This window comes from Micromonospora sp. H33 (assembly GCF_052068455.1).
Taxonomy (GTDB): Bacteria; Actinomycetota; Actinomycetes; order Mycobacteriales; family Micromonosporaceae; genus Micromonospora.
Genome location: NZ_JBQHDE010000014.1, coordinates 25,542 through 44,437, shown reverse-complemented (window position 1 = coordinate 44,437; position 18,896 = coordinate 25,542). Strand labels below are relative to the sequence as shown.

The 18,896-nt window shown below is 75.2% G+C and carries 16 protein-coding genes; 6 read left to right on the top strand and 10 right to left on the bottom strand.

The window, feature by feature from the left end:
• Nucleotides 1-14: 14 nt before the first annotated feature.
• Complete coding sequence (locus tag ACTMS0_RS24385) at nucleotides 15-2,813, bottom strand: DEAD/DEAH box helicase (RefSeq protein ID WP_441157583.1); 2,799 nt, start codon at nucleotides 2,811-2,813, stop codon at nucleotides 15-17.
• Nucleotides 2,814-2,901: 88 nt separating this feature from the next.
• Here ACTMS0_RS24385 and ACTMS0_RS24380 point away from each other — a divergent pair, with 88 nt between their 5' ends.
• The gene (locus ACTMS0_RS24380; protein ID WP_441157582.1) at nucleotides 2,902-3,672 is read left to right on the top strand and encodes an HAD family hydrolase; all 771 of its coding nucleotides are present in this window, start codon (nucleotides 2,902-2,904) and stop codon (nucleotides 3,670-3,672) included.
• 84 nt (nucleotides 3,673-3,756) lie between these two features.
• Here ACTMS0_RS24380 and ACTMS0_RS24375 read toward each other — a convergent pair whose 3' ends face one another.
• Nucleotides 3,757-4,611, bottom strand: coding sequence for a LysR family transcriptional regulator (locus ACTMS0_RS24375; protein ID WP_441157581.1), 855 nt, complete (start codon nucleotides 4,609-4,611; stop codon nucleotides 3,757-3,759).
• A gap of 69 nt (nucleotides 4,612-4,680) precedes the next feature.
• Between ACTMS0_RS24375 and ACTMS0_RS24370 the strand changes: the two genes are divergently transcribed.
• Nucleotides 4,681-5,598: an EamA family transporter gene (locus tag ACTMS0_RS24370; protein WP_441157580.1), complete on the top strand. Its 918-nt coding sequence runs from the start codon at nucleotides 4,681-4,683 to the stop codon at nucleotides 5,596-5,598.
• Here the strand turns inward: ACTMS0_RS24370 and ACTMS0_RS24365 are convergent.
• The 4 genes from ACTMS0_RS24365 to ACTMS0_RS24350 all read right to left on the bottom strand — a co-directional run bounded on the left by ACTMS0_RS24365 (nucleotide 5,561) and on the right by ACTMS0_RS24350 (nucleotide 9,043).
• Nucleotides 5,561-6,496, bottom strand: a complete 936-nt coding sequence (locus ACTMS0_RS24365) for a diacylglycerol kinase (RefSeq protein WP_441157579.1) — start codon at nucleotides 6,494-6,496, stop codon at nucleotides 5,561-5,563. The two genes, ACTMS0_RS24370 and ACTMS0_RS24365, sit on opposite strands and share 38 nt — an antisense overlap.
• Before the next feature lie 42 nt (nucleotides 6,497-6,538).
• Entirely contained in the window at nucleotides 6,539-7,189 is a 651-nt protein-coding gene (locus ACTMS0_RS24360; RefSeq protein WP_441157578.1) for a response regulator, read from the bottom strand.
• Nucleotides 7,190-7,215: 26 nt separating this feature from the next.
• Nucleotides 7,216-7,770: a DUF2269 family protein gene (locus tag ACTMS0_RS24355; protein WP_441157577.1), complete on the bottom strand. Its 555-nt coding sequence runs from the start codon at nucleotides 7,768-7,770 to the stop codon at nucleotides 7,216-7,218.
• Between the two features lie 100 nt (nucleotides 7,771-7,870).
• On the bottom strand, nucleotides 7,871-9,043 hold the full coding sequence (locus tag ACTMS0_RS24350; protein WP_441157576.1) for a sensor histidine kinase: 1,173 nt from the start codon (nucleotides 9,041-9,043) through the stop codon (nucleotides 7,871-7,873).
• A gap of 265 nt (nucleotides 9,044-9,308) precedes the next feature.
• Here ACTMS0_RS24350 and lanKC point away from each other — a divergent pair, with 265 nt between their 5' ends.
• From lanKC to ACTMS0_RS24330, 4 genes are all read left to right on the top strand, one after another.
• Nucleotides 9,309-11,882, top strand: a complete 2,574-nt coding sequence (gene lanKC, locus ACTMS0_RS24345) for a class III lanthionine synthetase LanKC (RefSeq protein WP_441157575.1) — start codon at nucleotides 9,309-9,311, stop codon at nucleotides 11,880-11,882.
• 38 nt (nucleotides 11,883-11,920) lie between these two features.
• A complete protein-coding gene (locus tag ACTMS0_RS24340) occupies nucleotides 11,921-12,040 on the top strand; it encodes a SapB/AmfS family lanthipeptide (protein ID WP_013734295.1) in 120 nt (39 codons plus the stop codon).
• Nucleotides 12,041-12,113: 73 nt separating this feature from the next.
• Entirely contained in the window at nucleotides 12,114-13,850 is a 1,737-nt protein-coding gene (locus ACTMS0_RS24335; RefSeq protein WP_441157574.1) for an ATP-binding cassette domain-containing protein, read from the top strand.
• A complete protein-coding gene (locus ACTMS0_RS24330) occupies nucleotides 13,847-15,670 on the top strand; it encodes an ATP-binding cassette domain-containing protein (protein ID WP_441157573.1) in 1,824 nt (607 codons plus the stop codon). The genes ACTMS0_RS24335 and ACTMS0_RS24330 overlap by 4 nt, the downstream gene beginning before the upstream one ends.
• A 13-nt stretch (nucleotides 15,671-15,683) precedes the next feature.
• Here ACTMS0_RS24330 and ACTMS0_RS24325 read toward each other — a convergent pair whose 3' ends face one another.
• The 4 genes from ACTMS0_RS24325 to tatA all read right to left on the bottom strand — a co-directional run bounded on the left by ACTMS0_RS24325 (nucleotide 15,684) and on the right by tatA (nucleotide 18,866).
• Nucleotides 15,684-16,268: a response regulator transcription factor gene (locus ACTMS0_RS24325; RefSeq protein ID WP_441157572.1), complete on the bottom strand. Its 585-nt coding sequence runs from the start codon at nucleotides 16,266-16,268 to the stop codon at nucleotides 15,684-15,686.
• Nucleotides 16,269-16,420: 152 nt separating this feature from the next.
• Nucleotides 16,421-17,026 carry a response regulator transcription factor gene (locus tag ACTMS0_RS24320; RefSeq protein ID WP_441157571.1) on the bottom strand — a complete coding sequence of 202 codons (606 nt, stop codon included), beginning with the start codon at nucleotides 17,024-17,026 and terminating at the stop codon, nucleotides 16,421-16,423.
• Nucleotides 17,027-17,600: 574 nt separating this feature from the next.
• Nucleotides 17,601-18,554: a twin-arginine translocase subunit TatC gene (gene tatC, locus ACTMS0_RS24315; protein WP_441157570.1), complete on the bottom strand. Its 954-nt coding sequence runs from the start codon at nucleotides 18,552-18,554 to the stop codon at nucleotides 17,601-17,603.
• Between the two features lie 18 nt (nucleotides 18,555-18,572).
• Nucleotides 18,573-18,866: a Sec-independent protein translocase subunit TatA gene (tatA, locus tag ACTMS0_RS24310; protein ID WP_441157569.1), complete on the bottom strand. Its 294-nt coding sequence runs from the start codon at nucleotides 18,864-18,866 to the stop codon at nucleotides 18,573-18,575.
• Between the last annotated feature and the right edge of the window lie 30 nt (nucleotides 18,867-18,896).

The window sequence follows — 18,896 nt, the reverse complement described above, 5'->3', positions numbered from 1 at the left end:
ACCGCTTCGGGCCGTCAGGCGGTGGCGTGGTAGGCCAGCACGCCCCGGTTGACTGCGGCGATGGCCTGCCGGGCGGTGGACCGCAGCTCGGCCGAGGCGCCCCCGGAGTCGGCGAGCTGGCCGAGCAGGTCCACCACCTGCCGGGCCCAGCGGACGAAGTCGCCGGCCGGCATCTCCCCGTCAAGTTCGTGCCCGCTGGCCAGCACCTTCGCCAGGGCCTCGCCCCGGGCCCACCGGTAGATCGGCCAGGCGAAGCCGAGGTCGGGCTCGCGCGTGACGGCCAGGCCCCGGGCCGCCTCGTCGGCCTCGATCTCGCTCCACAGCTTCAGGGTCACGTCCACCGCCTCGGCCACGGCACCCCGGGGCAGCGACGCCCGCTCGTCGACGTCGCGGCGGGCCTCGAAGACCACCACCGACACCGCCGCCGCGAGTTCGGCCGGGCTGAGCCCGTCCCAGACACCCCGGCGCAGGCACTCCGCGACCAGCAGGTCGGCCTCCGTCCAGATCCGGCCCAGCATCCGGCCCGCGTCGGTGACCGTCCCATCGGGCGCCAGGTAGCCGCGCGCGGTCAGCAGCGCGACGATCCGGTCGAACGTCCGGGCGAGCGAGCCGGTCCGACCGGCCACCCGCTGCCGCAGCTCCTCGGTGTCCTTCTCGAGCCGCCGGCGGCGCTCCGCCCAGCGGGCGTGCTCCTCCCGGTCCGGGCAGGCGTGGCAGGGGTGCCCGCGCAGCTCGGTGCGAAGCTGGCTGAGCCGGTGGTCCTCCCCCGTGGTCTGGGACCGGCCGCCCCGACGGCCGGCGTGCCGGTCCAGGCCGGTGCCACTGACCTCGGCGGCCAAGTCCCGCCGGGCGGCCGGCGAGCGGTGGTTGAAGTGCTTCGGGACGCGGATCCGCGCGAGCACCTCGGCGGGGGTGGTGAAGTCGCCGGGGCTGACCCGACCGGCCCACCGGTCCTGGGTGAGCACCAGCGGGCGCGGCTCGCCGAAGCCGCCGGTCGCCGGGTCCAGCACCACCGCGAGGCCGGCCCGCCGGCCGGACGGCACCCGGATCACGTCACCGACCCGCAGCCGCTCCAGCGACGCGACCGCGGCCGCCTTGCGCTGGCTCTGCCCCTGCCGTGCGAGGGCCCGCTCCCGGTCGGCGATCGCCACGCGCAGCGCGAAGTACTCGTCGAAGTCGCCGTGGTGGCAGGCCGCCTCCGCGCCGTATGCCTCGATGGTCTCGGTGTTGCGCTGCACCTGCCGCGCCAGGCCGACCACCGACCGGTCCGCCTGGAACTGCGCGAAGCTCGACTCCAGCAGCGCCCGCGCCGGCTCCGCGCCCACCGTCCCGACCAGGTTGACGGCCATGTTGTACGACGGTCGGAAGCTGGACCGCAGCGGGTACGTGCGCGTCGACGCCAGACCGGCCACGTGCCGGGGGTCGGTCTCCGGGGACCACACCACGACGGCGTGCCCCTCCACGTCGATGCCGCGCCGGCCGGCACGGCCGGTGAGCTGCGTGTACTCCCCCGGTGTCAGGTCGACGTGCGCCTCGCCGTTGTACTTGACCAGCCGCTCCAGCACCACGCACCGGGCCGGCATGTTGATGCCCAGTGCGAGCGTCTCGGTGGCGAACACCGCCTTGACCAGGCCCCGGACGAAGAGCTCCTCGACGACCTCCTTGAACACCGGCAGCATGCCCGCGTGGTGGGCGGCCAGCCCGCGCTCGAGCCCGTCGAGCCACTCCCAGTAGCCGAGGACCGACAGGTCCTCGCCGGGGATGGCGGTGACCCGGGACTCCACCACCTGGCGGATCTCGGCCCGCTCCTCAGGGGAGGTGAGCCGCAGCCCGGCGGCGAGGCACTGCTGCACGGCGGCGGCGCAGCCGGCGCGGCTGAAGATGAACAGGATGGCCGGCAGCAGCCCCTCCCGGTCGAGCCGGTCGACGATGTCCGGGCGCATCGGTCCCCGCCAGCGCGGCCCGCGGCGGCCACCGCCCGGCCCGGCGCTGCGCCCCTCACCCAGCTCGAGGCGGCGCATCGTGTCCCGGGTGTAGCGCAGCAGCTCCGGGTGCACGTCGTGCTTGCGGGCGGCGTCGGCGTCGTGGAACAGGTCGAACATCCGCTTGCCGACCAGCATGTGCTGCCACAGCGGCACCGGCCGGTGCTCGCTGACCACGACCGCGGTCTCGCCGCGTACGGTGACCAGCCAGTCGGCGAACTCCTCGGCGTTGGACACCGTCGCCGACAGGGAGACCAGGGTGACCGAGGCGGGCAGGTGGATGATCACCTCTTCCCACACGCCGCCACGGAACCGGTCGGCGAGGTAGTGCACCTCGTCCATCACCACGTACGCCAGGCCCTCGAGGGTGGCCGAGCCGGCGTAGAGCATGTTGCGCAGGACCTCGGTGGTCATCACCACCACGGGCGCATCGCCGTTGATGGCGTTGTCGCCGGTGAGCAGCCCGACCTGCTCGGCGCCGTAGCGGTCGACCAGGTCGTGGTACTTCTGGTTCGACAGGGCCTTGATCGGCGTGGTGTAGAAGCACTTGCGCTGGGCGGGACCCTCGGGCGCACCGCCGGGCGCCGCCGGCCCGGCGGGGTTGCCGCGCAGCGCCAGGTGGACGGCGAACTCGCCCACCACGGTCTTGCCGGCACCGGTGGGAGCGCACACCAGCACGCCGCTGCCCCGCTCCAGCGCCTGGCACGCCTCCCGCTGGAAGTCGTCGAGGTCGAACCCCAGGTCGAGGGCGAACTCGTTCAGCGCGGGGAACTGGGAGGCCTGCGCGGCCCGGCGGCGCGCCGTGGCGTACCGCTCGGCGGGGCTCGACATGTGACCAAGATTAGTGCGTACCGGCCCCGGACACTCGACAAGGCCGTCCGGTCGGGGCCGGTCGGGGGCGGTGGGTAGGGTGCACGGCGTGCCGGACCGTACCGAACCCGCCCAGACACCCGCCCCGGGCAGCACCGACGAGGCCGCCGGCCGCGGAGCGTCCCGCCGGCCCGTGGACGGCGTGCTCTTCGACTTCCACGGCACCCTCGCCCAGGTGGAGGACGCGCGCGCCTGGGTGATCGCCGCGGCGTCGGCCTGCGGGGTGACGCTGGACCGGGTCCGGGCGACCGGGCTGGCCGACCGGCTGCTCACCGCCGGGCGGGCCGGCGGCCCGCGGCCGGCCCGGGTGCCGCCCGCGCTGGCCGAGCTGTGGGCCGACCGGGATCTGTACCCGCACGCCCACCGCGGCGCGTACACCGGTCTCGCGGCGACGGTCGACGCGGGCATCGACGGCCTCGCCGAGGCGCTCTACGAGCGGTTGCTGGTGCCCGAGGGCTGGGTGCCGTACCCGGACACGGCACCCACCCTGGCCGCGCTGCGCGCCGCCGGTGTCCGGGTGGGCGTGGTCAGCAACATCGGGTTCGACATCCGCCCGCTGTTCGACGCCTGGGGGCTCACCGACCTCGTGGACGCGTTCGTCCTGTCGTACGAGGTGGGCCGGTGCAAACCCGACCCGGGGATCTTCCTGCGCGCGTGCGGCATGCTGGGCGTCGACCCGGAACGCGCCCTGATGGTCGGTGACACCCCGGCCGACGCGGGCGCCGTGGCCGCCGGCTGCGCGGTGCTGGTGCTCCCGGCCGCCGACGCCGGCCGCCACAACGGCCTCGGCGCGGTGCTGGACCTCGCCGGGCCCGGCTGAGGCCGGTGTCGACGTCCCGGCGCGAGTCGCGGTGAGCTCCGGGCGGCGCCGGGTTGTGACGTCGAGGCAGGCCCTCACCGGCGGTCACCCGCCCACGGCCTCCCTGGCGAGCGCCACCAGGTCGGCGACGGCCGGGTGACCGGGCGGCTGGCGCCAGGCCAGCAGGACGGTCACCTCCGGAGCGTCCGTCAACGGCAGGTAGACGACCGCCGGGCTGGGATACATCGCGGCGGTCGCCGACGTCGTCACTCCCATGGCGCGGCCGGCGCTGATCGCCGCCAGCCAGTCGTCGGTGTTGGCGACCTGGACCACCGCGGCGGGAGCGTGACCGGCGGGCCACAGGTCCAGCGTGGTGGTGCCGGTCTCGACGTTCACGGCGATCGGCTGGTCCACCAGGTCGGCCAGGGTCAGGCTGGCCCGCCCGGCCAGCGGGCTGTCCGCGGGCACGGTGGCGAGTCGCGGTTCGGTGAGCAGCCGGTGCGCCCGTACCCCGGGCAGGTCGACAGGCTGCCGCAGGACGGCGACGTCGACCCGGCCCTGGGCCAGCCCGGCGCTGCGCTCGTCGATGCGCAGCAGTTCGAGGGGTGTCTCCGGGTGCGCGTGCCGCCACCGGCGCAGCAGGGTGACGGTGTGCTCGCCCAGCGCCGACCAGGCGTGCCCGAGCCGGATCGGCCGGCCGCCGACGTGGAGCGGGTCGAGCACGTCGTCGACCGCGGCCACCGCGGCGGCGGCGCGGTCCCGGTACGCCCGGCCCACGGCGGTGAGCTCCAGGTGGTGGGTGGTGCGGTCGACCAGGCGTACGCCGAGATGGGTTTCGAGCTGGCGCAGCGTACGGGACAGCGCCGGCTGGGTCAGCCGGAGCCGGACCGCGGCGCGGGTGATGCTGCCCTCCTCGGCGATGGCGAGGAAGGCCCGCAGGTGGCGCAGGTCCACGGTCATAACCTGGAAGCATAAGCACGGCCGGACCGGCATTTCCGCCCGCCGCGGCCGGCCCCTAGCGTCGAGGGTGTGACCGACACGCTGCTCCCCGGCCGGGCGACGCCCGGCCCCGTGCCGACCCGGCGACCGCGCGGCGGTCCCGGCCCGGTGGGACTCGTGCTCGGCGGGGCGCTGTCGGTGCAGTTCGGGTCGGCGGTCGCCGCCCTGCTGTTCCCCCGCTCCGGGGTCGCCGGGGCGGTGACGCTGCGGCTGACCGTGGGCGCCGTGCTGCTGCTGGCGGTGTGCCGGCCCCGACTCCGCGGACACGGCCGGGCCGACTGGGCGGCGGCCGCCGCGTTCGGTGTCGCGCTGGCCGGCATGAACTCGCTGTTCTACCAGGCCATCGAACGCATCCCGCTGGGCCCGGCGGTCACCCTGGAGGTGCTCGGCCCGCTGGCGCTGTCGGTGCTCACCGCCCGGCGTGCGGCGAGCTGGGCCTGCGCGCTGCTCGCCCTCGCCGGGGTGGCGCTGCTCGGCCAGGGCGGCTTCGACCGGCTCGATCCGGTCGGCGCCGCTCTCGCGCTCGGCGCGGGCGCCATGTGGGCGGCGTACATCGTGCTCAGCGCCCGGGTCGGTCGCCGCTTCCCGGGGGCCGACGGGCTCGCCCTGGCACTGACCGTCGCCGCCCTGCTGACCCTGCCGATCGGGGTGGCCGACGCGGGTTCCGCGCTGCTGGGCCCGGTCGTGCTGGCGCTGGGCGGTGCGGTCGCGGTGCTCTCGTCGGTCGTGCCGTACACCATGGAGCTGTTCGCCCTGCGCCGGCTGCCCACCGCCACGTTCGCCGTGCTGATGAGCCTCGGTCCGGCCATCGCCGCCCTGGCCGGCTGGCTGGTGCTGCGGCAGGCGTTGACCGTCGGTGAGGTGCTGGCGATCGGCCTGGTGATCGCCGCCAGCATCGGCGCGGTCCGGGTCAGCGCAGCAGCCGCACCGCACCCGGAACCGCGGTGATCGTCACCGGAAGGTCGACCGCCCGCTCGCCGTCGGCGTACGTGGTGATGCCCTCCGCGGCCACCTCCACGGTCCGCGCCCGGTAACTGCGCACCAACGGGTGCTCGACGTGTGTGCCCTCGTAGATGCGCGGCTTCACCCGCATGAGGGTGCGCCGGTCGAACCGCCCGCCCACCACGACGTCGAGCAGCCCGTCGGTCGGGTCGGCGGCGGGGCAGATCCGCATGCCGCCGCCGTACGTGGGGCAGTTGCCGACCGCCACCAGGACCGCGTCCGTCTCGTGGGTCTCCCCGTCCAGGCGCAGCGTGTACCGGCGGGGCCGCAGGCGGGCCAGCTCCACCAGGATCGCCAGGTCGTACCGGCGGGGGCCGCGCGGCCAGCGCATCCGGTTGGCCCGCTCGTTGACGATCGCGTCGAAGCCGGCCGCCAGCACCGCCCCGTACCACCGACGGGTGCCGTCGGCGGCGGTGATCCGGGCGAGGTCGACCGGGCGGGACCGGCCGTCGCGCAGCGCCGACGCGATCACGTCCGCCGCTGCGAGCGGGTCGGCCGGGAAACCCGTGTCGACGGCGAAGTCGTTGCCGGTGCCCGCCGGCACCGCTCCGAACGGCACGGACGTGCCCGCCACCGCCTGCAGGGCCAGGTGCACGGTGCCGTCGCCGCCGACCGCGACCAGGGCCGACGCCCCGTCCGCCACCGCCTCGTGGCACGCGGCTTGGGCCTGCACCGCCGTCCGGGACTCCAGCACCCGCACCGGCCGCCCGCCCGCCGCAAGCCGGTCCACGAGTCGGGGCAGCAGCCCGCGATGGCGTCCCCGGCCCGCCGTGGAGTTGGTGAGGACGGCGACGGGCCCGTCGGGGGCCCCGGAAGGGTGGTCGTCAACGGTCACGGCGAGCACCGTACCCGCCTCCCCGGCCCGGGTGCCCTGCGCTGTGGGAACTCAGGCCAGGCCCGACTGGTAGGCGAAGACGACGAGCTGGGCCCGGTCCCGCGCGCCGAGCTTGACCATCGCCCGGCTGACGTGGGTCCGGGCGGTGGCCGGGCTGACCACCAACTGCTCGGCGATCTCGTGATTGGTCAACCCCTGCGCGACCAGCGCGACGACCTCACGTTCACGATCGGTCAGCTGGTCGAGCTGCGGATGTGGCGTGACGGCGCGCGGGGCCCGGCTGACGAACGCCCCGATCAGGGTACGCGTGACCGACGGCGACAGCAGGGCACCGCCGTCGGCGACGGTGCGGATCGCCTCGATCAGCCGGGCGGGCGGGGTGTCCTTCAGCAGGAAACCGCTGGCGCCGAGCCGCAGGGCGTCGAAGACGTACTGGTCGTGCTCGAAGGTCGTCAGGACGATGACCCGCGTGTCGGACAGGTCGGGCCGCGCGGCTATGCGCCGGGTCGCCTCCAGTCCGTCCACGCCGGGCATCCGGATGTCCATCAGGATCACGTCCGGGCGGGTACGCACCGCCGCCTCGACGGCGGCGAGCCCGTCGGCCGCCTCGCCCGCGACCGTGAGCCCGTCCTCGTTCTCCAGAAGGGTACGCAGCCCGATGCGCACCAGGTCCTGATCGTCGACCAGCAGCACCGAGATCATGTCCGCCTCCGCTCGCGTCGAGGATCTCATCGTGCCCCGCGTCGCACCTGTCCCCCGGGCTTGAACACCGACAGCGTCATCGCGACGAGCACCGCCGTGGTCGAGACGATCGGCGGGAAGGCCATGTCGGTCAGCTCCGGCAGCGGACGCCCGTCGGCGAGGGAGGCCCGCGTGCCCTCGGTCAGCTCCCGGACGCCGGGGCTCAGCAGGGCGATGACCAGGGTGACCAGGACGACGTTGAGGACGAGTTTGACCGCCACCCACCAGTAGCGCACCAGCCCGTACTTCGTGCCGAGGCCGAGCAGGACGCCGGTGGCCAGGCACACCAGACCAATGGTCGCGAGCGGCCACGTCGCGAAGTATCCGGTGCTGGTGAGCGCGGCCGCGGCGCCGAGGTCGTCGCCGGGCCCGAACGCCGCGAGGACGAGCAGACCGAGCACGATGTCGAAGCCCAGCCACGCGCCGGCGGAGGCGATGTGCAGCAGGAGCAGGACCCGACGGAGTCGCGGGCCGATGCGCCACCGGACCACGGCGGGTCCGTGTCGTCCCGGGCGGGCGGGTCCGGTCATGGTGTCGCTCATGCCGCCATCGTCGGCCGCTGCGCGCCGTCGGGCATCGGCCCGGGAACGCATCCGCCCGTACGTCGAGGGACGTAGTCCGGTTCCGCGCCGGCGCGGCGGCTCACGCCTCGACGGGGAAGGTGGCGTGCACGCGGAACCGGCCGGTATGCCCGTCGTGGCCCACCGTCAGGTCGCCGCCGACGTGCGCCACCCGCCGCCGCATGCCGCTGATGCCGAACCCCTCCACCACGGGCTCGCCCAGGACGTCCTGGTTGGCCACCGTCACGGCGACCGCTGCGGGCAGGTAGGAGACCTCGACGCTCGCGTGCGGGTGGGCGGAGTGCTTCACGACGTTGGTCAGCGACTCCTGCAGGACCCGGTACGCGGCGACGTCGACGGCGGGCGGCAGGCGCCGACGCTGACCCTGCACCACCAGGTCCACCGACACTCCTGCGGCCCGCACCCGCTCGCAGAGGTCCTCCAGGCGGTCCAGGCCCGGAGTCGGCGCCCGGTCACCGCTTCCCGGTCCGGCGCCGGCCGGGGAGATGGCGGCGAGGGTCGCGCGCAGCTCCGCCAGGGCGTCGGCGCTCGCCCGGCTGATCGCCTCCAGCGCCACCAACGCCTGCGCCGGCTTGCTCTGCCGCAGGTGCAGCGCGATGTCCGCCTGCATCCGGATCGCCGCCAGGCCGTGGCCGACGATGTCGTGCACCTCCTGCGCCAGTCGCAGCCGCTCGGCGTCCAGCAGCCGGCGCTCGGTCTCCGCCCGTTCCCGCACGCCGGCCTCCACCACCAGCCGACGGGCCAGGCCGAGGCTGAACGGGACCGCCACCCAGGCGGACGCGGGGAACACGCCGAGGAGGCCCGGTAGCGCCGCGTTGTTGGTGAACAGGTGCAGCAGCAGGACCGCGAGAACGGCGAGGCACCAGGCCGCCGCCGGCACGGGTGGGCACCGGCGCGCCACCGAGTACACGGCGACGGCGACGCTGAACATGATCGGCCCGTACGGGTAACCGATCGTCAGATAGCTGGCGGCGGCGACGGCGACCACGGCGAGCACGGACACCGGCCGGCGGCGACGCGCGGCGGTCGCGAGCCCCGCGACGACGATCAGGCCGATTCCGAGCGGATCGAGGCTCTCGTCGGCCGCGGAGACGACGTCCACGTAGGGCACCGTCAGCACGCCCACCAGGGTGAGCGCCACCGCCAGCCCCGTCTCGGCCAGCAGCGACCGCCGGGCCGACCAGCGCCGGCCCGGCGACCTGACCGTCCTGGGCCGGCCCGGACCGGGACTCACCGTGGGATTCCTTCCGTCACCTCGATGGATACACCATGGCCGGGCAACGGCGCGGACGCGACCGCCGGCGGACGTATCCCCCGGTACGTCCAGCGGCGTACGCGGGCCCGGGAGGATCGGGTGAGCGCGCACCTGACATTTGTCATGACCGACCGTGCGGCACGCATCCATCGTCATGACCGATCGCACTGGATCCGCCATTCGACGAACGGACAGACTCATATCCGCCGGCCGGACGGAGTGGATCGGCCGGACGGCGGAGGGAATGGCCACGGTGGACGACCGCTACGACAGCTACTGCGCCGCCGACCGGCTGTTCTACGACTCGCTCGGCAGCGCCGTCGAGCAGCCCACCTTCGCCGCGGCCCGACGGCCCGTACCGGACGGCTGGCGTGCCGAGTCGCTCGACGACTGGCTGATCTACGCCCCCGACGGCGGCACGCTGCCCCAGCAGGGCTGGAAGATCCACGTGTCGGCGACCCTGGCCAACGCCGAGCGCGTGCTCGCCACCGTGTGGGACTACTGCGTCCCGCGCGGTTTGTCCTTCAAGTTCCTCCGCGGCCCGCGCACCCTGCTGCTGCGTAACTCCAAGTACGCCTCCCGCGCGGCCAGCGGCAAGTTCGTCACCGTCTATCCCCGGGACGACGCGGAGCTGGAACTCGTCTGCAAGGAGCTCGACGAACTGCTCGCCGGCGAAGCCGGCCCGTACATCCTCAGCGACCTGCGCCACGGCGCCGGCCCGGTGTACGTGCGCTACGGCGGCTTCGCCGCCCGCTTCTGCCACTCCCCCGACGGTCAGGTGGTCCCCGCGATCGAGGACGACACCGGCACGCTGGTCCCCGACCGGCGGGACCCCGTCTTCCACGTGCCGTCCTGGGTGACGCTGCCCGAGTTCCTCGGCCCGCACCTGGCCGCGCGCAACGCCACCAGCACCGACGAGGTGCCGTACCGCATCGAGAAGGTCATCCACTTCTCCAACGGCGGCGGCCTCTACGTCGGCCGTGACCTGCGTACCGACACGCAGGTGGTGCTCAAGGAGGCCCGCCCGCACGCCGGCCTGGACGCCGACGGCACCGACGCGGTCGCCCGCCTGGTCCGGGAGGCCGACGCGCTGCGCCGGCTCGCCGACCTGCCGCCGGTGCCCCGGGTGCACGACGAGTTCGCCCTCGGGGAGCACCGGTTCCTCGCGCTGGAGTTCATCGAGGGCCGCTCGCTGAACAAGGTCCTGGTCGACCGGTACCCGCTGATCGACGCCGACGCTAGGGACGCCGACCGCGCCGAATACACCCGTTGGGCGCTGGACGTCCACCTGCAGGTCGAGGAGGTGCTCCGGGCCATCCACGAGCGCGGCCTCGTCTACGGCGACCTGCACCTGTTCAACGTCATGGTCCGCCCGGACGACCGGATCGCGCTGGTCGACTTCGAGGTCGCCGCCCCGATCGACGGGCACCGCCGACCCGGCCTGCGCAACCAGGGCTTCGCCGCGCCGCGGGACCGGACCGGGCCGGCCGTCGACCGGTACGCCCTGGCCTGCCTCCACCTGGCGCTGTTCCTGCCGCTGACCCAGCTGGTCCGGCTGGCACCCGGCAAGGCGGCGCACCTCGCCGACGTCATCGCCGCGCACTTCCCGGTGCCGAGGGACCTCCTCGACGCCGCGGTCGCGGAGATCGTGGGCGCGCCCGCCACCGACGACGCACCGGACCTCACCGTCGGCCTCGAGGCGTCCCACCGGCACCGGCTCGCCCGGGCGGTCCTCGCCAGCGCGACACCCGACCGCGACGACCGTCTCTTCCCCGGCGACATCGAGCAGTTCCGCAGCGGTGGGCTCAACCTGGCCCACGGCGCGGCCGGGGTCCTCCACGCGCTGCACGTCAGCGGCTCCGGACGCTGGCCGGAACACGAGCAGTGGCTGGTACGCCGGGCCACGGCCCCCGCCTCCGGCACCCGGTGCGGCTTCTACGACGGGTTGCACGGCGTCGCGTACGCCCTGGAACTGCTCGGCCGCCGGCAGGACGCGCTCGACGTGCTCGACATCTGCCTCCGGCAGCCGCTGACCGGCCTCGACCACAGCCTCGCCAGCGGCCTGTCCGGAATCGCGCTCAACCTCGCCGAACTGGCCGGCCGCACCGGCGAGACGGCGCTGCGCGACGCGGCCCGGCGGGCCGCCGAGCGGGTCGTCGACCTGCTCGCCGACGATCCCGGGCCGGACGTCAGCGGCGGGCGGCACCCGTACGCCGGGCTGCTGCGCGGCCGGACCGGACCGGCGCTGCTGCTGGTGCGGCTGCACGAGCTGACCGGCGATCCGGCCCTGCTGGACCACGCCGCGACCGCCCTGCGCCAGGACCTGCGCCGCTGCGTGGTCCGGCCGGACGGCGCTCTGGAGGTCAACGAGGGCTGGCGAACCATGCCCTACCTCGGGCAGGGCAGCATCGGCATCGGGCTCGTGCTCGACCAGTTCCTGCTGCACCGCACCGACGAGCGGTTCGCCGAGGCCAGCGCCGGCGTACGCCGCGCCGCCCGGTCCCCGTTCTACGCGCAGTCGGGCCTCTTCGCCGGCCGGGCCGGCATCGTCGCCTACCTCGCGGCGTACCCGGACGACCCGCAGCGGCGGCGCGAGCTGGACGCCCAGGTGGACCGGCTGGCGTGGCACGCCCTGCCGTTCCGGGACGGCACCGCGTTCCCCGGCGAGCAGTTGCTGCGGCTGTCCATGGACCTCGGCACCGGCACGGCCGGCGTGCTGCTGGCGCTGGCCGCCGCGCGGCGCGACGCACCGGCGGCCCTGCCGTTCCTGACGCCCCTGACGGGCGTGCCCCGGACCCCCTCGTCACCACGAGGGTGACCGACCCGACCGACCAGCACGGAAGGAGGTGACACGACATGGCGCTCCTCGACCTCCAGGGCCTGGAGATGGCCCCCGCCGACCGCACCGGCGGCGGTAGCCGGGCGAGCCTGCTGCTCTGCGGCGACAGCTCGCTGTCCGTCACGACCTGCAACTGACCAGGTCACCACGCGAGGCCCTGGACGGGTAGACGTACCCGTCCAGGGCCGCACGTACGAAAAGGGGGGTCTGATGGGGACGCCAACCGGCGCCGACCGGCTGCTCCGCCGCGTCGTCCGCGACGGCGGCGGGTGGACGCTCGCGCTCGGGGCGGTCGCGCTCACCGGCGCCGCCGCCGAACTGGCGCTCCCCGCGACGCTGGGGCTCGCCGTCGACGCCGCCGTCGGCGGTGACGGCTCCGCCTGGTGGCCGGCCGCCGCCTGCGGCCTGGTCGTCGTCCTGATGGTCACCGACACCCTCGGGGACCTCGGCACCGGGTACGGCACGGCTCGGGCGACCGCGCTGCTGCGCCGGCGCCTGCTGCGGCACCTGTTCGCCTCCGACGTACGCACCGTCCGCCGGTACCCGGTGGGCGACCTGGTCGGCCGGCTCGTCTCCCAGGCCGCCGACGCCGGGCAGGCCGGCGCCGCGGTGGTGCTGGGCGTGGTCGCGCTGCTCCCCCCGGTCGGCAGCGTGGTGGCGCTCACCCTGATCGAACCGCTGCTCGGCATCACCCTCCTCGCCGGGCTGGCCGTGCTCACGGTCCTCATGCGCGCCTTCGTCACCGACGCCTCCGCCGCCGTCGCCGGGTACCAGCGGGTGCTGGGGGCGATCGCCGGTCGGCTGCTGGAGGCGCTCGGTGGCGCCCGTACCATCGCCGCCGCCGCCACCGTCGACCGGGAACGCGACCGCGTGCTGGCGGCCCTTCCCGAACTGAACGGGTACGGCCTGCTCGGCTGGCGGCTGCTGGCCCGGGCGAGCGCCCGCACCGCCGCCGTCGGGCCGCTGCTTCAGGTGGCCGTCGTGGCCGCCGGCGGGTACGCGCTCACCGCCGGCTGGCTCACCCCCGGCCAACTGGTCGCCGCGGTGCAGTACGCGGCCCTCGGCGCCGGGCTGGGTGCGGTGCTGGCCACCCTGCACCGGCTGGTCCGCAGCCGCGCGGCGGCCGGCCGGCTCGCCGAGCCGCTGGCCCACCCGGTACGCCGGCACGGCGCCGACCCGCTGCCACCCGGCCGTGGCGAGCTGCGGCTGCGGGGCGTCCGCGTCCGCGTCCGTGCCGAGGACGGACGGCCCGTCCTGGACGGCGTGGACCTGACCGTCCCGGCCGGCGCCATGGTGGCCGTCGTCGGACCGTCCGGCGCCGGCAAGTCGACTCTCGCGGCGGTGGCCGGCCGGCTGTACGACCCGGACGCCGGTGACGTGCTGCTCGACGGCGTGCCGCTGCGCCGGCTGCGCCGGGCCGCGCTGCGCCGGGCCGTCGGGCACGCCTTCGACCGTCCGGCACTGGTCGGCGAGACCGTGCACGACGCGATCGGCCTCGCCCTGCCCGACGGGTCGGCGCGCCCACCCGACGGCGACGCCCCGGCCACGACGGCGGTCCTCGCCGCGGCACGGGCGGCGCAGGTCGCCGACGTCGTGGCCCGGCTGCCCGACGGGTTCCGCACCCGGCTGGTGGACGCGCCGCTGTCCGGAGGCGAGGCGCAGCGGCTCGGGCTGGCCCGCGCGTGCCCCGCCGAACGGCTGCTCATCCTCGACGACGCGACGTCCAGCCTGGACACCGCCACCGAACACCGCATCGCCCGGGCGGTGGCGGACGGCGCCGCCGGCCGTACCCGCCTCGTGGTGACCCACCGGGCGCGGACGGCGGCGGCGGCCGACCTGGTCGCCTGGCTCGACGGGGGCCGGCTCCGTGCCCTGGCCCCGCACCGGCAGCTGTGGGCCGACCCGGACTACCGGGCGGTGTTCGCACCCGGCGGGGACGCCCGGTGAGCGGCCCCGGCGTGCGGGGCACGACCTGGGCGGCGCTGCGCGCCCGACGCCGGCCGCTGGGCCGGCTCGCCGCCTGGTCGGTGGCCGAGTCCCTGCCGGCGCTGCTCAGTGGGCTGCTCGTGGCCCGCGCCGTCGACCGGGGCTTCCTGGCCGGCCAGTTCGGGACCGGCCTGGCCTGGCTGGGCGGGCTCGCCGTGGCGGTCCTGGTCGGCGCGGCCGCCACCGGACGGGTGTACCGCAGTCTCGGCGCCGTCGTGGAACCGTTCCGCGACGAGTTGGCCGCCCGGGTGGTGGACGCCGCCCTGCGCGACGCCACGCGAGCCGGTGGCCGGCCGGACAGCGCCGCGGTGGCCCGGCTGACCCACCAGGTGGAGATCGTCCGGGACACCTTCGGCGGGCTGGTGCTGGTGGTCCGCGGGTTCCTGTTCACCGCCGGCGCCGCCCTGCTCGGCCTGCTCGCCCTGGCGCCGCCGCTGGCCGCGGCGGTGGCCGTGCCGCTGGTGGCCGGGCTGGCCGTGTTCGGGGCGGCGCTGCCGGCGATGGTGGCGCACCAGCGGGTCCAGGTGGCCGCCGGTGAGGAGCTCGGCCGGTCGGCGGCGTCCGCGCTCGCCGGTCACCGCGACGTGGTCGCCTGTGGCGCGCAGGAACGGGTCGTCGCGGGGGTGGACCGGCGGGTGACGGCGCTGGCCGAGGCCGAGCGGACGCTGGCCCGGATGGCGGCGTTGCGCAGCCTCAGCCTCGGGCTGGGCGGCTGGCTGCCGGTGGGGGTGCTGGTGCTGGCCGCTCCCTGGCTGGTGCGGCAGGGGCTGAGCACCGGCGCCGTACTGGGTGCGCTGGTCTACGTCACCACCGGCCTGCAATCCGCGCTGCACGCGATGGTGCAGGGCGTCGGCGGCGGAGGCCTGCGCTACGCGGTCACCCTGGACCGCATCCTGCGCACCTGCCCGCCGCCGCGGTCGGCACCCCAGCCGCCGGCCGAGGTCGCGACGCCGGCCAGGGTCGGGACGCCCGCCCTGGTCGGGAAGCCGGCCGGGCACGGCCGGGCGCCGTGTTCCGCCGCCGACGCCGCCGCCCCACCTGCGGTCCGGCTGCGCGGGCTGACCTTCCGGTACGGCCCGCACGCCCGGCCCGTCCTCGCGGATTTCAGCCTGACGGTGGCCGCGGGCGAGCACCTGGCGGTGGTGGGGCCGAGCGGTGCCGGCAAGTCCACCCTGGCCGCCCTGGTCGCCGGCCTGGTGCCGCCGGAGTCCGGCACGGTGTACCTGGCCGGCGTGCCGGTCGCCACCACCCCGCCCGGCGTGCTGGCCCGGCTGCGGGTGCTGGTGCCGCAGGAGGCGTACGTCCGCAGCGGCTCCCTGGCCGGGAACCTCCGCTACCTTCACCCGGAGGCGGACGACGCGACAGTGGAGGCCGCGGTGGACGCCCTCGGGGCCCGTCCCCTCGTCACCCGCCTCGGCGGCCTCGCCGCCCACATCGACCCGGGTGCCCTGTCCGCCGGGGAACGACAGCTCGTCGCCGCGGTCCGGGCCTACCTCGCCCCGGCGCCGCTGGTGATCCTCGACGAGGCGACGTGCCACCTGGACCCGACGCTGGAGGCAACCGTCGAGCACGCCTTCGCCCGTCGGCCCGGCACCCTGGTGGTCGTCGCGCACCGGATCAGCTCGGCGACCCGGGCCCGCCGGGTGCTGGTGTTCGACGGCGACCGGCCGCTCGTGGGCTCCCACGACGACCTGCTGCGCCGCTCACCCACCTACCGGGAACTGGTCGGCCACTGGGAGGACGCGACGCCCGCGGCCGACGTGGCGCTGGGCCGGGTCTGACCGCCCCGCGCCGTCAGATCCAGCCGGCCTCGCGGGCGACCCGCACCGCCTCCACCCTGGTCCGCGCGCCCGCCTTGCGGGTGATCCGCCGGAGGTGGTTGCGTACGGTCCCCGGGGCGAGGCCGAGTGCGCGGGCGACCTCCACGACCGGTGCCCCGGCCGCGGTGAGGTCCAGGATCTCGGTCTCCCGGGTGCTCAGCGGGCTGTCCACGGTGAGCGCGGCCAGCACCAGATCGGCGTCGACGACCGACTCCCGCCGGGCCAGCCGCCGGATCCCGTCCACCACCCGCTGCGGGGCGACGTCGCTGCCGAGGATGCCGACGGTCCGCCCCGGCACGAGGACCCGGTGCAGGCTCCCCGCGCGGCGGCGGTCGGCGAGGACCAGCAGGGGGCACTGACCCACCGCCCCGGCCCCGGCCCCGGCGACGAGGTCGAGACCGACGACCGCCACGTCGGGGCGCTGCGCGTGGACCACCGGCGGGAGATCGTCGCCGCGGTCCAGCTCCGCCACCACGCTGATGTCCTCCTCGGCGGCGATCACGAGGGACAGCGCGCCGCGGACCAGGGCACCGTCGAGCGCGAGCAGGGTTCGGATCACCGAGGGCCTCCCCGAACGTGGTCAGATCGATCACGGGCCGTCAGAATTCAAACACGTACCGCCGGATGCCGCTCGGTGACGCGACCCCGCCCCGTCCCGTCCGGACGGTGCGGTCGCGGGCCGGGCGGGTGCCCGCCCGGCCCGCCGGACCACTACATCCAGCCGTCGCGTCGGGCCCGCCACACCGCCTCCATGCGGTTCCGGGCGCCGGTCTTCCGCATGATCGCCGACAGGTGGTTGCGCACCGTGCCGTGCGCCAGATAGAGCCGGCGGGCCATCTCCTTCACCGGCAGCCCTTCCGCGGCCGCCCGCAGCACCTCCACCTCACGACGGGTCAGCGGGCTGGACGGGGGATGCAGCGCCGTCACCGCGGCCGCCGCGTCGATGACCTTCCCCCCGGCCGCCAGTTCGCGGACGGCACCGACCAGCGCCGGCAACGGCGTGTCCTTGCCCACCAGGCCCCGCGCCCCGGCGGCCAGCAGATCCCCGACCGAGGCCGGGCTCCACCGGCTGTCCATGGCCAGCACGGCCGTGTCGGGTGCCACCCCGGTGATCTCCGCGACCACCTCGACCGACGGCGGTACGGACGGCGCCAGATCCACGAGCACCACGTCGGGCCGGTGCCGGCGTACGACGCCGGCCAGGTCCGCCACGTCGGTCACCTCCGCGGTGACCTCGATGTCCTCCTCACTCGACAAGGCGGCGCACAGCGCGGTGCGCAGCAGGCCCATCGCCTCCGAAACGACGACACGAATCAACGCAAGCTCCGATCTCGGGGGTGCGCGGCGACGAGCCGGTCCCGTTGACACGGGGCGATCCGGGGGGTGGGCCGGACGGGTCGAGGGCGTCCACGGCTGGCCCGAGCAGAGCGGCAGCCGCCACGGTGGGGATCGTTTTCGAGGTGGCGCCGGTCCGATCTCCGGCAGCGGCCGGATCGCCGCCCAGCACCGCGCTCAGGAAGAAGGCTCCCGCGGCGGCGCCCAGCAGCACGGCCAACCGGGCGACGGGCAGCCCGCGCCGCCGCGGAACGGGGGCGACCGGCGCGGCGACGGGTGGAGGGCGGAACGTCAGACGACGCACGGGGGTGACCTCCCTCGTCGGGCACGTCGACACATCGTAGTGACCTGATAACCCGAGAGCCGCTCGTGAATGCGTGCTGACAGATTGTCGACTGATGACTGGCGCCGGAGCGTTCCTGCGCTAAGGACACCACGGTCGCCGGCCCCCGCACGTCGACGGCATCGGACACCACGCTCGCCCCCTCCCCGACGGGAAACGACACGAGCCCCCGGGTAGCGGGGGCTCGTGTCGTCAGCGGTGCTGCCGGCGCGGTCAGGTCATGTCGTCGTAGCGGCGGTCGATCGGGGCGGGCTTCGCGACCGGCTCCGGTGCGGCGACCGGTGAAGTCGCCTCGACGCGCTGCCCCGCCTCGACCGGCTCGGCGTCGAACTCCAGCGGCGACACCTCGTCGTCGGCGATGCCGGCGTAGACCTCCTTGCCGCGACCCCTGCGCCGGTCGTTGAGGAACGCGACGCCGACCGCGGCGAAGTACAGCGCGCAGAGGCAGATGGCCAGCGCCGTCATGCCGAACGGGTCCGGCGTGGGGGTCACCACCGCCGAGAAGGCGAAGAACACGAAGACCATCACACGCCACCAGCTCAGCAGCCGCTTCGCGCTGGCGATCCCCACGAAGTTGAGCATCAGCACGATGAGCGGGAACTCGAACGCCACCCCGAACAGCAGGATCAGGTTGGTGACGAAGGAGATGTAGCGCGTGACCTCGAGGTTGGTCGCGATGTCGTCGCCAGAGATGTTGAGCAGGAACTCCAGGCCCTTGGCGGTCACGAAGTACGCCAGCACCGCGCCGGCGGCGAACAGCGGTGCCGCGAGCGCGGTGAACACGTACGCGTACCGCCGCTCGTGCCGGTGCAGACCCGGGGCGATGAACGCCCAGAGCTGGTAGAGCCAGATCGGCGCGGCGATGATCAGACCCACCCAGAGCCCGATCTTCAGGTTCAGCAGGAAGACATCCGCCACGCCCAACTGCACGAACTTGCACTGGCCACTGTCCGGGTCGATCGACGCCGGCAGGTCGCAGTACGGCTGCGACAGCAGGACACGGACCGGCTGGGCGAGCCAGATGCCAAAGCCGAAGCCGACCATGATCGCCAGCGACGCCCGGAAGAGCCGGTTACGCAGCTCGCGGATGTGCTCCACGAGCGTCATCGAGCCGTCGGAGGCCCGCTGGAAGCTACTCGGACCGCGCTTACGCAGAGCGAAGGCCACGGTGGTCGGGCCCTTCGGTCAGTTGTCGCGGACGCGCTGCACCGGGTCGACGACCGGCTGCTGCGGCGGGGCCTGGTAGGGCGCCTGCTGACCGTGCGGGGCCTGCTGCGGCGGCAGCGGCTGGTAGCCGGCCTGCGCGTCGGCCTTCTCGGCCAGGTCGCGGTCGTCGTCCTGCAGGCTCTTGGTCTCGGCCTTGATGATCCGCAGCGAACGGCCCAGCGAACGGGCCGCGTCGGGGAGCCGCTTCGCGCCGAAGAGCAGGATCAGCACGACCACGAGTACGGCGATGTGCCACGGCTTGAGGGCACCCATGGGAAGCTCCAGTCGCTCTGTGTCGGGCAG

What these genes read in the sequence shown, in the direction of transcription:
- ACTMS0_RS24375 (WP_441157581.1), bottom strand. Translation starts at nt 4,611, where the DNA reads ATGACCGTGGACCTGCGCCACCTGCGGGCCTTCCTCGCCATCGCCGAG.
- tatA (WP_441157569.1), bottom strand. Translation starts at nt 18,866, where the DNA reads ATGGGTGCCCTCAAGCCGTGGCACATCGCCGTACTCGTGGTCGTGCTG.
- ACTMS0_RS24360 (WP_441157578.1), bottom strand. Translation starts at nt 7,189, where the DNA reads ATGATCTCGGTGCTGCTGGTCGACGATCAGGACCTGGTGCGCATCGGG.
- ACTMS0_RS24340 (WP_013734295.1), top strand. Translation starts at nt 11,921, where the DNA reads ATGGCGCTCCTCGACCTCCAGGGCCTGGAGATGGCCCCCGCCGACCGC.
- ACTMS0_RS24385 (WP_441157583.1), bottom strand. Translation starts at nt 2,813, where the DNA reads ATGTCGAGCCCCGCCGAGCGGTACGCCACGGCGCGCCGCCGGGCCGCG.
- ACTMS0_RS24355 (WP_441157577.1), bottom strand. Translation starts at nt 7,770, where the DNA reads ATGAGCGACACCATGACCGGACCCGCCCGCCCGGGACGACACGGACCC.
- lanKC (WP_441157575.1), top strand. Translation starts at nt 9,309, where the DNA reads ATGGCCACGGTGGACGACCGCTACGACAGCTACTGCGCCGCCGACCGG.
- ACTMS0_RS24335 (WP_441157574.1), top strand. Translation starts at nt 12,114, where the DNA reads ATGGGGACGCCAACCGGCGCCGACCGGCTGCTCCGCCGCGTCGTCCGC.